Source organism: Sporosarcina sp. BP05 (genome assembly GCF_014282005.1).
Classification (GTDB): domain Bacteria; phylum Bacillota; class Bacilli; order Bacillales_A; family Planococcaceae; genus Sporosarcina.
The window spans coordinates 80,563-98,368 of record NZ_JACFTD010000001.1; the positions used below are offsets into that span (position 1 = coordinate 80,563).

6 protein-coding genes and 1 pseudogene are annotated in these 17,806 nt (G+C 41.2%); 2 read left to right on the forward strand and 5 right to left on the reverse strand.

The window, feature by feature from the left end:
* Positions 1–114: 114 nt before the first annotated feature.
* Positions 115–1,575, reverse strand: a complete 1,461-nt coding sequence (locus H2672_RS00300; RefSeq protein ID WP_186667815.1) for an S-layer homology domain-containing protein — start codon at positions 1,573–1,575, stop codon at positions 115–117.
* Between the two features lie 379 nt (positions 1,576–1,954).
* A complete protein-coding gene (locus H2672_RS00305; RefSeq protein ID WP_186667817.1) occupies positions 1,955–3,607 on the reverse strand; it encodes a DUF4855 domain-containing protein in 1,653 nt (550 codons plus the stop codon).
* A gap of 199 nt (positions 3,608–3,806) precedes the next feature.
* On the opposite strand from H2672_RS00305, the gene H2672_RS00310 reads away from it, so the two are divergent.
* Together H2672_RS00310 and H2672_RS19845 are read left to right on the forward strand one after the other, a co-directional pair.
* A complete protein-coding gene (locus H2672_RS00310; RefSeq protein ID WP_186667819.1) occupies positions 3,807–4,205 on the forward strand; it encodes a transposase in 399 nt (132 codons plus the stop codon).
* Positions 4,169–4,270 (forward strand): annotated as a pseudogene (locus H2672_RS19845) (IS3 family transposase); the annotation flags it as partial. The gene H2672_RS00310 and the pseudogene H2672_RS19845, both read left to right, overlap by 37 nt.
* A gap of 263 nt (positions 4,271–4,533) precedes the next feature.
* On the opposite strand, the gene H2672_RS00320 reads toward H2672_RS19845, so the two are convergent.
* The 3 genes from H2672_RS00320 to H2672_RS00330 all read right to left on the reverse strand — a co-directional run bounded on the left by H2672_RS00320 (position 4,534) and on the right by H2672_RS00330 (position 17,596).
* Positions 4,534–8,523 carry a S8 family serine peptidase gene (locus tag H2672_RS00320; RefSeq protein WP_186667821.1) on the reverse strand — a complete coding sequence of 1,330 codons (3,990 nt, stop codon included), beginning with the start codon at positions 8,521–8,523 and terminating at the stop codon, positions 4,534–4,536.
* Positions 8,524–9,108: 585 nt separating this feature from the next.
* Positions 9,109–13,449: a S8 family serine peptidase gene (locus H2672_RS00325; RefSeq protein ID WP_186667823.1), complete on the reverse strand. Its 4,341-nt coding sequence runs from the start codon at positions 13,447–13,449 to the stop codon at positions 9,109–9,111.
* Between the two features lie 184 nt (positions 13,450–13,633).
* Positions 13,634–17,596 (reverse strand): S8 family serine peptidase, encoded by a 3,963-nt coding sequence (locus tag H2672_RS00330; RefSeq protein WP_186667825.1) that lies wholly within the window; start codon positions 17,594–17,596, stop codon positions 13,634–13,636.
* Positions 17,597–17,806 lie beyond the last annotated feature (210 nt).

The window sequence follows — 17,806 nt, forward strand, 5'->3', positions numbered from 1 at the left end:
CTCTTTAATAGTGCCGGTTGTAGTAGTTAGACGGATACAGCTCCATTTAGTTACAGTTTTAGTAGATTAGTAGAAAACCCCCTTAAGTCTACTAGACAGTAAGAGGGTGATTGGTTAATTTCGTGAAATATACGGTGATGCAATAAATCCTGATATGGTCTTTCCGTTCTGAACAGTTTGAACTGGGTACCACACAAATTGATTTGACGAATTCGATTGGTTATCGGCAATTGGAGATCCGATAATCTTCATTTTATCTGTTGAAGTCGTTGGAAGAGGTTTATTATTTTGGGTATTCGGTTGTAAACGAATGCCTGAACCTGTGTAGGTAATAACGTCGCCTACTTTTAATAACTCTTTAGAAGTTGTCGCTTTTTCGGTCAAGCTAAATGATTTCTTTTTGAATTCAATCGTATGATTAGTATCCGCGCCATAGTTAAAATCCGTTTTGGTCATTCCAATTGATTGAATTTTAGTCGCAAGCATTCCATTTTTGCTTAATTCTTGAAAAACCTTTTCTTGATACGCGGTTGGATTTGATTCACCCGTAGCTTGATAAAACGGGCTATTTACTGCCTTTATACCGTTGTACGCCATAACAGCAAAATACCAGCTTTCGAGGTTCTCTGGATTGTGGTCGCCAACTTTAGGCAAATTACTATTATTAAAGTTGTTAACAAGAAACTTAATGCCTGTTTCAATATTGTATTGTACATCATATTTCAATCGTTCCACGTCATAGCCAGCGGTGTTTGTAATTTGCATAAGTCCTATGCCACCGTCAGCAGTAATAATTGGTTCGCCTTTGACGTCGAACTGTTTCCAGTTACTTTCCACAGTCGCAACCGCTTTGACAATTTCCGGTGGGATCGAAAATTGTGATTGTCGTGCCGCTTTCGTGATTAAACAATTCATCGTTTGACGACTTGGATTTTCTCGTTTTGTAGAATCCAATCCACATACCTTTACTTTCAAACGGAATTTATCATTCTTAGCTCTTGCTAAAAACCCAGCAAAATCCGAGCGTGTTACGAGTTTGTTCGGTTTAAATGTCCCGTCAGTATGACCTTGAGTCACACCGGCTGCAATCACTTTTCGAATTGCAGAATAAGCATCTGAACTTATTGTGACATCATTGAATGGAACTACTTCTTCATCAACCATAGAAAACGCATTTGCAAGGAAAATGGCCATATCGGAACGTTTAACGGGTTCATTCGGATTAAACTTTCCACCTGTATTGCTTGTAATTATACCTTTTTCATATGCAGATTGAATTGCACCGGAAGCTGCGGTTGAACTACCTACATCGGAAAAAACTGTTTTACGTTTTTGCATATTTAATCCTAACGTTCTAGCAATCATTATTATCGCTTCTCCACGCGTAACGTTTTTATCGGGAATGAAGCGATTATTACTATATCCTTGTATTATTCCTTGATCAAAGGAATACACCATATGCTCATAGAAAGGATGAGTATTGGTTACGTCAGAAAACCCTTTGGCCTTAACTGTTACATTACTTCCTGTGAATACTAGAATTGTAGCTAAAAATAGAACTATTATTTTCTTCATCTAGATCCCTCCCTGTGACTAGATTACTATATTTTACAGTCAATTGGAAGTTTGAAAGGGTACTAGATGAATGGTTGGACACTCTACGGATTTCGTTGGACACTCTCGCGGAAAGGTTGGACGCTTCGATGGGTTCGTTGCATACTCTATGGATTTTGTTGGACACTCCCTTGTTGGTTGGACACTTTGACGGGTTCGTTGGACACCTCGTGGGAATGGTTGGACGCTCCGACAGGTTTGTTGCACACTTAGAAAGAATCGTTGGACACACTGAAGAGAGTGATTGCTTTTAGTTACAAAGAAGTTTTCTACATTCTTACGAGTAAAAGCAGCCTTCCCGTTATTGGGAAGGCTGCTTCTAAATGATGGGACATAAGGTTTATCGTAGTAGCTCGACTAGTCCGCGATAGGCTTCTTGATAAGGAGCTTGGGTATACGAACCCATTCGATGTACCATGTCGGTTCCTTGATAGAAAAGTAGACTTTGATTTTTCAGCCCGTAAAGATTAGCAATTTCAAGATATTTCTCGAAGTTCTTCAGTCCCGCTTCCATTTGGTGGGGAGAGTAAGTATCAATTTCGAGTGTGATGCCAGATCCTTTAATTTGCGCTTGAAGAAATGCTTTATGAAGTCTTGCTGTTGGATCGCCAAGTGACAACCTGAATGAGTTCGGTTGCAAATAGGCACCGTCAAAACCATAGTACTGCCAGTTCTCGAAATTCGTGGACAATGCATGTGGAGCGAAAATGAACTTTTTGTTCAACCCATGAATTTTCTTGGCCGTGCTGGTAACGAGCTGTTCGTCTTCCGCATGAATGACGGTTTCATTGAGCCAATAGTAGCCCTTCATCGTCAAGTTGCTGAAGTTCTCTTTCTTCCATTTCGCTTCGACAGTCGAAATGTACCAATTCACCATTTCTTCACGGGTCTGCAGTTTGTTGGCTGTTTTTGTGCCATCTAGTTTAATGATGGCCTCGTTGCGCTTCGGATAAGGAATGGCTATATACACTTGGACTTTCCGCTTTTCGTTTGCAGCCGCACGATTCAATTCATGCAGTGCTCCGCCTTTGGAAAATGTAGTATCTGCGTACCATTTCCATTCTTTGTAGTTTGCTTTATTTTTGGCAGTTTCAGCGAATTCACCGCCAGTATACGTGCGGCCTAGCACAACAAATGTATCGAAAAGAGCAGTCGTTCCATTTGTCAAATAAGGTCCAAAGAATTCCGATGAGAAATCTAATCCTTCTGCACCATTATAGATGAGTACACCATTTTTTATGCCCGTCGCTGAAAGAGCAGCCGGCTTTGATCCGTATTTCATAAGGGAGTTACTTTTAGGATGAACTGTTGCCCCTGGATTCTTGACCGCAAGTGCAATCGCCTCTTCCGCTGATCGGAACTCTTGCAATACTTTTCCATCTTGCTTCACCGTATACGAATGGGGTTGTTCGTACACCCGTTTCAGGAACGTCGAAAACTGTGCACGATTCACAGCAATTTCCGGTTTAAATGTGCCATCCGAATAACCTGTCGTGACTCCATTTGTTGCGATTGCATCGATAAATTTATAATATGGATTCGATTTCGCTAGGTCTTTGAAAGTCGATTTCCCGGAACCTTTATAGTCATAGGCGACCGCGAGTACGCGCGCCATCTCTTCTCGGGTGAGTGGACTCCCAGGTTGGAATTTATTATTCGAAATTGTAAACATCCCTTGTTTTGCTGCAATCATCATTTCTGTATAGCCGCCCATTGTAGGCATCAAATCAGTTGGCCTCACAGTTGGGGTTTTGACCGCCGGAAGTTTAAGTGCACGGACAATCATGACTGCAGCGTCCTTTCGGGTTAGCGTGGTAAGTGGTTTGAAATTTCCGTCCGAAAAACCGCGGATCACCTGTTTGTCTGTGAGAAAACGGATTTCATCATGCGCCCAATGGTCAGTGGGTACATCCTTAAAAGCTTGCGCACCTGCTTGTGGCGTGAATAAATTCATGCATAGAAGTAATAACAGAATAAGTTTGAGTGATTTCATAGGTGTTTCCTTCCTTAACAAATGTATTTGCGTCATTCGACTGTTCACCAAATAGTATCATGTCAAAAGAACTATGATTCTTACGGCAATATAACCCATCCTATCATTCCCCTACGATTATTTCATTAATAGTAGAAAACTCCTTTATTGAACTACCCCGTAAATGTTAGACACCAACTAACATTTACGGGGTGTTTTCATGTCTAAATATACAGTAGAAGTTAAATTACAAGCGGTAGAACATAGCTATAAAAGCCCTGCAGAAAGCATTGGTGCAGATAAATCACTAGTCATTAATTGGGTGAAGTTATTTGAAGCGTTAGGTGAAATAGGTTTAGAAGGCTATACAAGCTACTCATCTGGGTTTAAACTAGACGTACTCAATTTTATGAACGAAACAGGTGCGTCTTTTCGAGAAACCGCAAGCACATTTACTATTACATCCCCTAGTACCGTTTATCGGTGGGAGCAACTTTTAGGTGATATGGTAGACAAAGCTATTAATCACCTTCAACCAGGAGATAAAGTCATTCTTCATCCCGATCAAGGCTTGCAGAATCAGAAGAATATGTTGAGTATTACAATCACAAGCCAATGAAAGCAAAATTAAAAGACCTGAGCCCGGTAGAATACCGAACCCAGATCTTAGAAGCTACTGCCTAAAATATTTTTCTAACTTTATTGAGTCAGTTCATTTTGAGTTATCCTACTACTCAAACTAAGCCCAGCTATTATAAAACAAATAGTTGCGAACTTATTGACCTGTAGTAAATTCCAAAAGCTGAACCTTTGGAAGTTGGAAAGGGTACTAGATGAATGGTTGGACACTTCTAGTAATTCGTTGGGCACTCGCCCGTCTCTACAGCTGTCATAAAATACTTTTATTAAAAGTAAAAAGAGCCGATAATCGGCTCTTTTTCTTTACATCATTTTAGTAGTTCAAGTTTATCCAATGCGCGGTAAAGCATAACTGCTGCTTCAGCGCGTGTTGCATTGTTTTTCGGATTGAACTGTCCGTTGTTTCCTAGGATTACACCAAGTGCAGTTGCTTTATAGACAGAGTCAATTGCGAAAGTACCAATTGAACCGTGGTCTTTAAAGTTAGCTGGTGTATCAAGGTTTGTTAGTTTCGTTTTGTCTTGATACTCAATTGCTCTGACAACCATTGCAGCAATTTCTTCGCGTTTTATTGGCGCGTCGGGATTGAATTTGCCATTCGCTGTGCCGTTTACGATGCCAGCGCGAGCTGCTGCTTCAACTGCAGCATATGCCCATTTCTTGCTTGTGTTCACATCACTGAATATTCCTTCGTATTCTTTCATTGGAAGGTCTAGTGCACGAGAAAGCAATACCGCAAATTCAGCACGTGTAATTTGTGCGTTAGGTGCAAAGTTCGTTTCTGTTTTCCCTTGGATAATCCCTTTCGCTGCGAGCTTATTGATTTCATTTTTCGCGAAAACATTCGTAATATCCGAGAATACTGGTGGTGTTATTGGTTTTGGATCTACAGGTTTTGGTTCTGTTGGTGTTGGGTTTGTTGGCGGAGTGTACGGTGGTACATAAACATCTTTCTTCTCCACCTTCACTGAGACCAATGCCGTTTCACCTTCATATGACACTGTAATTTCTGTAGTTCCGACTCCAACCGCTACTACCTTTCCTTCTGAAGATACAGTTACAACTTTTACGTCAAAATCATCGTACGTTGCATCTGCTGTAACATCTTTATCAGAAGCTGATCCATCTGGCTTTGTAGTTGTTTCAGTAACAGTTAGAGTAGCTTGGTCTCCGACTTGGAGTGCAAGTTTTTCTGTATCGACTGCAAGTGAAATAACGTCTGGCTCTTCTTCAGCCACCAATTTATAGTCGTACGTTGCTTTGTTACCAGCTGCATCGTCAACAGAGATTGTTATTGTGTTGTCGCCTGGTGTTAACTTCGTAAGGTCAAGTGAGAATGCACCGTCTTGTGCAAAATTCACTGGGCCTTCGCCTACCTTGTCTCCAGCTGCATTCAAGAGTTCATACGTAACAAATAGTTTTTCATTTACATCAAAACCAAAGCCAATCTCATTTAAAGGCTCTTGGAAATCGATATATTTGTCAACGATTGTTCCGTTGAATGTATACATAGAACCTACTGTTTCATGCGACTCAGCCGTTACAACTGTCGCAGCACTGTTTTTTACGAATAGTGGCTCCAAATCGAATTCACCATACCAAGCTTTCGCTCCTGTGGCTAATTGCGCATAAAACGCAGTAACATAAACACCTTCTGGAATTGCCACTAATCCCGCAGCTTGATTATCCCAATTCGTGTACGTGCCCGTAATTGGAAGTGAATATGTTCCAGCATTACGGCTAGCAGTATAACTAATGAAGCCCATATCTTCGTCAATATTATCGCTCAACAAATCATGTAATCCAATATAGTTAAACCCGTATCTCCCAACTAGTTGGAATTTCATAGATGTCGAGTCTTTCACGCCATCGCCGTTAAATGATACGTCGTGGTCTGAAAGTTCTACATAATGCACACCAGTAGGTAATACTAACGGTGAGAAGTCAGCCGCAAATGGCAATGAAACTTCAGTGCCGTTGCCCGATATATAAACGTAACCTAATATCTCATCGCCAGCTTTTATTGTTGTTGTTTTCGAGATAGACAATGTCAATTCAAGCATTTCTGTCCCATTCAACGTAAATGCTGATTTGTCGACAGTAACTTTTGCATCGCCAAATCCTTTTGTTGTTTCAATTCGAACTGTATAGTCTCCGCCTTTTTTCGCGAAATCTTCAACACGAATTTGTTTTTTTACAGTAACGGCGCCATCTCTAACTTGACCTAGACGACCAAATGTTACTGATCCTTTTTCATTATCTACTTCCTTGCCGCTAAATGTTGTTTTATCAAGTGCATAAGCAAGGATAGTTGGATATGCCGCCTCAAAAGGCTGAACACGTCCAGGTCCTTGTGCGAAGACGTCAAACTTTTTATCAAGTACTTTTGCTGTATTTGACAGGGCTACTTTTACATCGAAAGGCGTCCATGTAGGGTTTGCCTGACGAATCAATGCCGCAATTGCTGCAATGTGTGGTGTCGCCATAGAAGTACCTGTATACCTGTCATATGATTCACTGTAATCTGCATCTGGATAATCTTTCCCATAGGCAGCAACAGAAGACATAATGTTCGTACCCGGCGCTACGACGTCTGGCTTAACATCAAAATTGGGATTTGCCGGTCCGCGTGAGCTAGAATCATTCATTTCATCGCCTGGTGTAAATGAAGAAGCAAGGTCGCTGAATGAAACCTTTCCTGCTGCCGTTGCTAATGCATTACGAAGAGCTATTCCTTCAGTGTAAGACATATCAAACGTTGGAATGAATTCGAAAGAATCACCAAGGAATACATTTGCTGGTCCTGGTGTACCCGTTCCAGCTGCTGAGTTATGAATTAACACTATTTTCGCACCCGCTGCTTTTGCATTCGCAATTTTATCGACAAACGCAATGTCTCCACGGGAAATGAGTGCTACTTTGTCTTTAACGTCAATACCTACGAAATCTTTAGGATTTCCTACGCCAGGTACTGCAACGATGTCAAATTCACCGTACAACGCTGTAGCCAAATTTCCACCAAATTTAACGCCCATCAAATTCATTGTAGATGTATTACGGTATGATCCTACCGTTACAGAAACACTTGCTTTGTGCATTTCTTCGGGATTCGTCGAGTTCCCTACAGCAATACCAAGCGCTGCTGTTGATGGGTTTCCAATTGTCCCACGGTTTGGTCCAGAGTTTCCTGTTGCAATAACTGCAACTGTTCCACCTAGCATTGCATTGTTGATTGCAATAGCGTCAGATGCAGTTGCACTATTTGAGCTTCCACCAAGTGATAGATTAATAACCTGCATACCATCTTTAACTGAATCATCAATCGCTTTAATGATTCCCGCTGTTGCACCACTACCATAACCACCAAGTACTCGGTATGCATATAGTTCAACTTTAGGTGCAATTCCTTTAATACCGTATGCATTTTTACCTTGTGCCGCGATCGTTCCGGCTACATGTGTTCCGTGAGATGTGTAGAAAGAACCACCTTGTGAATCAAATTCCGGTGTTGTACTCTTTCTATCTAGTGGAGATGTTTCGTATGGATCGTCATCCGCACGCGGTCGTGCATATGTGCTACCATGTGTGATATAGTTTTTACCGCCTTTATAAACACCTTCGAATTCAGGGTGGTCGTAGTCAATTCCGGTGTCTAGGACTCCAACTTTAACACTATTCCCCTCAATCCCTTTTTCCCAAAGCCCATCTATGCCAAGGAAAGGAAGGCTTGTAGACATGGCTGCCTTAACTTCTCCATCATCTTTTGATGGAATGTCAAGGGCTTGTCTAATTGCATCCGGCTCAACGAGCACGACACCTTCGATTTCTAGAAGCTTTTCTAGGTCGTCTGCTTTAACAGACGTCGCAAAACCGTTAAGAACGGTATCGTAGGAGAAACCTTCTGTATAAGAAACTTTCTTTGCTGTCATTTCTTTTTTAACGAGCACTTGCTGTGCATTTACTTTCTTTTCTACAGAAGTGGCTTCAGAGCTTGTAAGTCTCTGCCCCTTTAACTCTTTAATTCCCCGCTCAAGAGCTACAGGTTTTTCAGATAAAAGAACGATAACTGCTACTTGTTCATTTCCTGATAGACCTTGTAAGTCTTCGTGCAGCGATGGTTCCCCACCCAACACCCCTAATTGTTCTGTAATAGCTGCTTGCACTTGCAAATCGCTTTCGCCACTTGGCTCAAACGGTTGTTGTGTATTTGCCGATGCTGAGAACGGCGTTAACAACGAAAGAACCATTAGGAAAGCAAGCATGCTACTAAAGAACTTCATAAACTTATTTCTTTTCAATTCCCATTTCCCCTTTACCTCAGTATTTGCACTTATCTGAATCATGTGCACTATGAGTTTATCACAAGCCTACTAGTTTTAATATAAGTATCTTTACTTTTTTGAGATTATTTGTCATTAAGTATAGGTCGATTCAATTATCTATGTGTATATTGAATTTCGCTGATTATATTCACTTCACTATATACATTGAGATAAAGAATTTTATTAAATAAACTGCGGCGCTTGAGGATGCCTTCCGCCCTAGGCCAAGTAGCTTCGCTGCCAGTCTAAGGACTTTGACACTGAATGGCGCCTTCGCTCAGTTCATATTGGTATTCATTTGTTCAACTTATATAGTTATTTATACACGCGAATTGTAGGACTAAATTCTTGAAAAGTTCTATATAGGTTGATGCACACGAAAAAACCCTTACACCACTGATGGTGTAAGGGTATTTCTACACTGTTAACGATTCTTACTTGAACGTGTTATCCAGATTATTTTGAACCTAAAATGAAAACCCACCCAAATCCTGCTTGCGGACTTGGGTGGGTTTCTATGGATTCTCGAATCTTATCAGATCCTAGCCCCATCTTACTACATCATTTTAGTAGTTCAAGTTTGTCCAATGCGCGGTAAAGCATAACTGCTGCTTCAGCGCGTGTTGCATTGTTTTTCGGATTGAACTGTCCGTTGTTCCCGAGGATTACACCAAGTGCATTTGCTTTATAGACAGAGTCAATTGCGAAAGCACCTATTGAGCCGTGGTCTTTAAAGTTAGCTGGTGTATCAAGGTTTGTTAGTTTCGTTTTGTCTTGATACTCAATTGCTCTAATAACCATTGCAGCAATTTCTTCGCGTTTGATTGGCGCGTCGGGATTGAATTTACCGCCCGTCGTTCCATTCACGATGCCTGCGTGAGCAGCTGCTTCAACTGCAGCGTATGCCCATTTCTTGCTTGTATTCACGTCACTGAATGTTCCCGCGTATTCTTTCAAAGGAAGGTCTAGTGCGCGAGCAAGTAATACCGTAAACTCAGCACGCGTAATTTGTGCGTTAGGTGCAAAGTTCGTTTCAGTTTTTCCTTGGATAATCCCTTTCGCTGCAAGCTTGTTGATTTCATCTTTCGCGAAAATATTTGTAATATCCGAGAATACTGGTGGAGTTACCGGTTTTGGATCTACTGGTTTCGGATCTACAGGTTTTGGATCTACCGGCGTTGTCGGAAGCCCGCCGCCATTCCCCGGATTCTCAACAACTACGTCTGTCTTTTCAATCGTAATCGTTTGAGTGATCTTGTGACCTGCTAAATCTTCGGCTTCAAATGTGAATTCGTTTTTACCATCAACAAGCGTTAACGCTACATCAACGTCTTTTTCGAATCCTTTCATTGCATATGGTTCAGAAAGTACATTTCTGAAAAATTCGTTACCATTTACATATAATGCGATGTCATCGAAGTTGTCCTTAACGGTAACTTTGACTGTTACTTTACTATCATTTGTTTTTGTCGGATAATTCTTCACCGATACAACTGGAGCTTGTGTATCAACAAAGAATATACGTCTGATTTGCATTTTGTTACCGTGTTCGTCTACTGCTTCTACTTTAACATCGTGTACACCATCTTCAAATGTCAACGTATGGGAGAAGTTAACGCCATCAAACTTTTCGGCTTTTTCACCGTTTACTGTTAGAGTAGCAATTTTAGAATCGTCTTCAACAGTACCCGAAACAACGATTTTGTTTGTATCGTAAGCATCTGTCATACCTGGGCTTTTCAAGAATATTACTGGTTCTTTTGTTTCTTTAACACTTTCTTTCGAAAACTTGTATTCTGCGAAGTTGTTAGCAGAGTCCCAAGCCTTTACAGTTACAACATCTTTATTTGTTAGAACGTTTTTCAAGACAAATGCTTTTGAGGTAACTGGTTGGTTTGCTACTACATTCCCATTCAGCAACACTTCCCAACGATCTGCTCCTGCGCCATTTTCATTGTCCTTAAAGTCAGCAACTGATATAGTGCCTGTCAATGTGTCAAATTCTACCTTGGCTGTAGGTGCAACTGTGTCCACTTTTACAGGAAACTTGATTGACTGCCATTTTGCACCTTCAAAGTCAATTACAGCACTTAATTCAATAAAGTAATTACCGTCTACTGCAATTTTACCATTTACTTTTCCATCCCAACCGTAATTTGTGTTATACGTGTAGGGATTCGCTGTTGCACTTTCGATATAATGCTTTCTTAAATCCGAAGCTGTACGGATTGTACGAAGTTCGTTCCCTTCGCTATCTAAGACTTTTACTTTGAATTGTTTTGCATTACGGAATAGAGAGTAAACAGGAATTGCTTTGTCACGGATTCCATCACCATTTGGTGAGAAAGCGAAACGCGTTGTATCAAAGTTATCGCCAGTACCGCCACCTTGGATGAAATTCCCTTGTTCGTCTGCAAGTGCAGTGTAACCCCAATAAGTCATAGGATCCCAAGCGAAGTAATCAAAGATTGATCCATCATCCCACTGGCCATTGAAACCGAAGAATGGCACTGTTAATGGAACATTTCCTGTAATTTCTTCATCAGCATCCGTAAGTGTTACGAATCCATCTACATAGAAACCATTTGGATAAATAGTTGCGAAAATCTCTGCCATAAATGAAACATCAACTGTTACTGAAATTTCAGCTGTGCCGTTCGCTGGAATTGTAACTGTTTTTGGTGCTTGCACTTCAATGTCCTCATCATCAAGGACAAATTGACCGTATTTAGGATCGTTCGGTAAATTTACGAATACGCCGCCTGAATTAACTGGTGTATCCATCTGAACTTGTGTGTCCACATTGAACGTTTTCTCTTTATCAGAGAAGTTCTTTGCTTCTAAAGTTAATGTCAATTTGTTGTCTTTAATTTCTTTCAAAGCAACTTTTGCTTCACCAGTAGCTTTATTCGTTACGACAACGTCCGTGTTCAACGCGTTAGCGAGTTGCATTAATCCGGAACCTTGTCGACGAGGTGAAACGTATTCGCCTGGATTTAATTCAACTGGTTTTGCAGTATTCATTAACAAGTTTTTAGCTAATTGATAACGCTTAGAACCTGTCAGACCAAACTCTTTATCGACACGTTCTAAAATTAATGCTGTACCACCAGCAACGTGTGGTGCAGCCATAGATGTACCGCTCATTAATCCATACTCATTGTTATTAAATGTCGAGAAAATGTTCCCGCCCGGTGCTGTAATTTCAGGTTTGAAATCAAGGTTCGGAGTTGGTCCCCAAGAGGAGAAGTCGCTCATTTTCCCTGCATTCGCATTTGCTGTTACGACAAAACTACCGTCAAAATCAACTGTTACTGATTTACCACTATCCAATCCTGCTTTCAGAGCATTTCCATCTCCTTGAAGAGTAGACATATAAGGAATCTTGATGGCTGGGTCTGAAGCCATATTAATTGTACCTGCTGCGTTATTGTAGATAATCACACCTGCAGCTCCTGCCGCTTGTGCATTCAATCCCTTATCAACAAAACCGATAACGCCACGGGAAACCAAAGCAAATTTCCCTTTAAAATCTTTCCCTGTGAAATCTTGAGGATTGCCAAGACCCGCATCCATGATTTCAAATTTCGTTTGTTCCTGCTTTGTTGGATCTGCATCATTTGCCAATAGATAAAGTGCTTCTCCTGTTTTCACATCGTCAAATTGGTAAGAGAAACCGTAAGCTGTAACTTTACTATTTTCATATGATGCAACCCCGAGTGATTCGTTAGCTACGCTCGGTGAACCTGTTAATCCGTAGTCTTGGTTTTCAGTGTATGGATAAAATGTACCCGAACCATACATATTTGAATTACCAGCTGAAATTGCTACAAGAACACCATTTTCAGTTGCTCTCTTGACAGCTTGCTGCTCAGGATCATCCGCATTTACATATGCAGCTGTTGAGCCTAGAGACATATTAATAACGTCTACACCAAGTTTAATTGCATCGTCAATTGCCTTAATGTAAATGTCTCCAAAAGTAGATGGGTACAATGGATCGTTACCAAATACTTTCAATGCCAACAATTGTGCTTCTGGAGCGACTCCCATAATGCCCCCGTTCTCTTCGTCACCATTTGCAGCGACTGTGCCACCTACGTGCATTCCGTGCATTGACGCATCTGGACCAAGGTCAAGAATCTCCTCATTACCATCCATGTAGTTATAGCCGAATGGTACTTTGGCAGTGAAGTATTTACCATTTTCGATTGAGCCATCTGCTTTAAGGGTATCTAGTTTTTCCTTTGTGATACTTCCAGTTTTGTCATCTGTTAAAATCATATCGCGATGACTTGGATCGATTCCCGTATCAATAACTCCTACGACCATTCCTTCTCCACGGACGCCATAATCATTCCACGCACGTTGAGCTTGTACTAATTCCTTGGAATGAATCATTTCCGGTTTAGCATCAGGTCGTTGATATTCAGTAGATTCATAGACCGATTTTACACCTTTCGTGTTTGCAATCCCTTCAACGAACTTTGCATCCACTTCTGCTGAAAAACCATTAAATACAGTTGTGAAGTTTTCAATGTATTTAATTGAAGGTGCAACTTTTGTTACGCTAGCTTGTACATCCACTTGGTCAGATTCAACTGCTGATTCCAAGCTGTCGCGTTGTGCAGAAGGTAAATCCTTATAAAGGAGCCCTCTTTTAGTTGCTGTTTCTATTGCAGGTGCTTTTTCAAGCTCTACAATAATTCGTACTTTTTCATTCGGATCTGCTGGATTCACCAGTTTCTCCGGCACTTTTCGGTCAGGTTTCTGAAGCTCAAGAGTAGGCAACGTTAAGTTGCTTTTCCCTCCAGATGTCGAACCTGTCATACCGAATGCTGCTGAACTTAACGACAACATGAACACTAGCGTTAAAAGCAACGTTCTTTTTAATTTGACCAATCTGCATTCCACCCCTTCTTACACACCTCTTATTTTAAATAGTTAAAATAGTGTGTCCGTCATTAATCTACCAAAATATCCTTTTAAATGCAATTTAATTGTTTTTTATATTCAGACTCCAATTGAAACAACAAATAACTATATAAAAAAGGAAAGAGCCGGTTTTAGGCTCTTTCCTTTTCTGTCAGTCTAGTAGTTCAAGTTTCTCCAATGCGCGGTAAAGCATAACCGCTGCTTCAGCGCGTGTTGCATTGTTTTTCGGATTGAACTGTCCGTTGTTTCCTAGGATTACACCAAGTGCAGTTGCTTTATAGACAGAGTCAATTGCGAAAGCACCAATTGAACCGTGGTCTTTAAAGTTAGCTGGTGTCTCAAGGTTTGTTAGTTTCGTTTTGTCTTGATACTCAATTGCTCTAATAACCATTGCAGCAATTTCTTCGCGTTTGATTGGAGCATCGGGATTGAAATTCCCATTCGCTGTGCCGTTTACAATGCCAGCGCGAGCTGCTGCTTCAACTGCAGCGAATGCCCATTTCTTGCTTGTGTTCACGTCACTAAATGTTCCTTCGTATTCTTTCGTCGGAAGTTTTAGTGCCCTTGCAAGCAATACCGCAAATTCAGCACGTGTGATTTGTGCGTTAGGTGCAAACAGTGTTTCTGTTTTCCCTTGAATAGTCCCTAACGCTGCGAGCTTGTTGATTTCATTTTTCGCGAAGATGTTTGTAATATCCGTGAACACTGGTGGTGTTACCGGTTTTGGATCAACAGGTTTTGGATCTGTTGGTGTTGGATTTGTTGGCGGAGTGTACGGTGGTACATAAACATCTTTCTTCTCCACCTTCACTGAGACCGACACCGTTGCACCTTCATACGAAACTATTATCTCTGTAGTTCCGACTCCTACTGCAGCAACCTTACCTCCGGAAGATACAGTTGCAATTTTTTCATCTAGAACTGCGTACGTTGCTTCCAGCGTAACATCTTTATCAGAAACTGATCCATCTAGTTTTGTTGTTGTTTCAGTAACAGTTAGATTAGCCTGATCCCCGACTTTCAGGTTAAGTTCTTCTGTATCGACCGCATACGAGACAACATCTTCAGCTAGCACTGTATAGATGAACTCATCTTCATTACCAGCTGCATCATCAACATTGATGGTGACTGTGTTTTCCCCCTCAGTCAAATTGGTAAGATTAAGTGAGAACGCACCATCTTGTTCAAGTACCACTGGGCCTTCACCAATCTTTTCTTCTTCTGCATTCAATGCTTCAAATGAAACAGTCAGTTTTTCATTGACGTCAAACGTATATCCTCTTTCTACAAGACTCTCTATTAAATCGATATAGGTATCAACAATTGTCCCCTTGAATTCATACTCTGTGCTAATTGCTTTGTGCAATTCAGCTGTATTGATTGTTGATGGCGTGCTCTTGATGAACAATGGCTCTGGATCTGTATCGCTAAACCACCTGTTACTTGAATTCATTGCATTCATTGAAAATGTATAAGCGCCATCAGGAATATCAAGCTCTTTATCATTTTCATAACTTGTATACTTTCCTTCAATTGGGAAATTGTAAGGGCCAGCTGCAACTACACCCACTTTAGAGTGAATCGTGCCAATTTCTTCTCCAAGTTGAAGCAAGTCAGTTATTTCAACATCTAGCTGTTTATAATTTGCTGTCCCCCCTAACACTCCTGACACAGAGGATACGTTGTTCACACTATCACTCGCAAATGAAATATCATAGTTCGTTACTTTAACACCAGCTACACCGGCAGTTGTTACTGAAGATGGTGTGAATTCTGCTGCAAATGGCAACGAAATTTCTGTGCCATTTCCTTCAATATAAATGTATCCTAAAATTTCAGCTGCAGTTTTCACATCTGTTTGTGGTGCAGTCAATGTTACGTTTAGCATTTCTGTACCATTCAATGTAAATGCTGATTTATCGACAGCCACTGCCGCACCAGCAAACGCTTTAGTAACTAGTACCCTTGTTGTATAGTCCCCGCCAAGTTTCGCGATATCTTCTACACGAATTTGTTTTGTCACCGAAATATCCTCTTGGGAGATGCGCGCCAACTTACCAAATCTAACTGTTCCTTTTTCGTGCTCTACTACACTTCTCTGAATTAAGTTGCTATCAAGCGCATAAGCAAGAACTTTCGGGAATGCAGCTTCGTAAGGTTGAACGCGTCCAGGTCCTTGTGCAAATACATCATAAGTCGTTGTAGTAAACAATTTCGCAGAATTCGACAGGGATACTTTTACATCAAATGGCGTCCAACCAGGATTCGCCTGAAGAATCAATGCCGAGATTGCCGCAATATGCGGTGTAGCCATCGAAGTACCTGTTTTCCTACCAAATGATACACTGTAATTCGCGTCGGGAATATCTTTTCCGAATGCAGGTACTGTAGACATAATGTTCGTACCTGGCGCCACAACGTCTGGCTTAATATCGAAGTCAGGATTTGTCGGTCCACGTGAACTGGATGAGCTTAACGTGTCTCCTCCAGATGGCGTGGTCACGAAGTCACCAAATGAAATCTTTCCTGGTTTGCTTGATAGTGAATTTCTGAGTTCAGTTCCTTCAGCACCCGACATGTCAAATGTCGTAATAAAGGTGAACCCTGAACCTTGGGAAGCATTAACCAATCCAGCTACATTGTTGTGAATAATAACTGCTTTCGCACCGAGCTTTTTAGCAGTTTCTATTTTTTCGACGAAAGTTATGTCACCTCGCGAAACGAGTACAACTTTCCCATCGACATCAATAGCTTCGTAGTCTTCTATTTTCCCGAAGTTAGGTATTGCAACAAGATCATATTCTCCTGTGAGTACTTCAGCCGGCTTTTCACCGAATTTATATGCCAAATAATTAAGGCTGTAAGATTTGTCGTATGACTCGGCTTTTACGGCAAGAGTTGCGCGTGTTTCCGTAATCGTAGGATTTGTTGAGTTACCTACAGCGATGCCAAGTGCTGCTGACGCAGGGCTTCCGATTGATCCGCGGGACGACCCAGAGTTCCCTGTCGCGATAGCCGCCACAGTTCCCGCAAGCATTGCGTTATTAATCGCGAATGAATCGGCTGTAACTGAACTCATTGAAGGTCCGCCAAGCGACAAGTTAATGACGTCCATTCCTTCTTGAACTGCAGTGTCAATTCCTTTAATAACCCATGATGTATTCCCGCTTCCATAAGCGCCTAATACGCGGTATACATGTAGTTCTACTTCCGGGGCAAGTCCGCTAATTCCATAAGGATTTGCGCCAATTCCTGCGATAGTTCCTGATACGTGCGTTCCGTGAGTAGTGGCAAAGTTTAACACTGGCGTATTAGGGTTACTTGGGTCACGGTCCAGTGGCGATGTTTCATATGGGTCATTATCATCGCGTGGGCGAGCATAGTCTCCGTTATTAGGAACAAAGTTTTTCCCGCCTTTATATACTCCATCGAATTCAGGGTGGTTGTAGTCAATACCAGTATCAATGACACCGACTTTAATTCCTTTTCCTTTAAATCCTTTGTTCCACAGTTTTTCAATACCAAGATGAGAGATGCTTGTATTATTTGCTGCATCAACGTTCCCGCTTAGCTCTGGAATGTCTAGTGTATATCTAATCTCATCGGGCTCTACTAATACGACACCATCGACTTGTATAAGCTTACTAAGGTCATTTGCTTTTACAGTTGCAGCAAATCCGTTAAAAACAGTTGCGTAGGAATAACCTTCTTTGAAAGAAATCTTATTCGCACTCATTTCTTTTTTAACGGATGCCTGCTGGGCTTTCACGTTTTTCTCAACTCTAGTAGCATCTGAATTTGTAAAACTTTGACCTGCCAACTCTTTGATTCCTTTTTCAAGAGCAATCGGTTTTTCAGATAGATGAATAATTACAGCTACTTCTTGTTCGCCTGATAAAGCTTGTAAATCTTCATGCAGTGTAGCTGAACCGCCTAGTATAGCTAATTGTTCAGCGACTGCTGCTTGTGCTTCCATACCGCCTTCGCTTGTCCCATTCTGCTCAGCTTGTTTTGCATCGTTATTAGCTGATGCATTCATCGGAGCTGACATAGTAAAGACCATGGCCAAAGCCATGATTGTACTGAATAACCTATGAACTCTTTTCCTGCCCAAAAGCCTCTTCCCCCTTAGTAGTATTTGCCGCTTATTCAACTAATTCGATAGCTAGACTGCGGCACAATTACCCAAAAATAAAATCTATCGTAAAGATAACTGCTCTAAAACAAGCTCTTATCCTCACCCTCATTTGTATGATTGCTTGTCTACTATTATTCATAAAACATAAAAATCCCCTCAATCCTGTATGTGGGTGATGCGCACCCC

Bases quoted from the DNA above. Each gene is read 5' to 3' on its own strand.
- H2672_RS00305 (WP_186667817.1), bottom strand. From the start codon at position 3,607: ATGAAATCACTCAAACTTATTCTGTTATTACTTCTATGCATGAATTTA.
- H2672_RS00310 (WP_186667819.1), top strand. From the start codon at position 3,807: ATGTCTAAATATACAGTAGAAGTTAAATTACAAGCGGTAGAACATAGC.
- H2672_RS00300 (WP_186667815.1), bottom strand. From the start codon at position 1,575: ATGAAGAAAATAATAGTTCTATTTTTAGCTACAATTCTAGTATTCACA.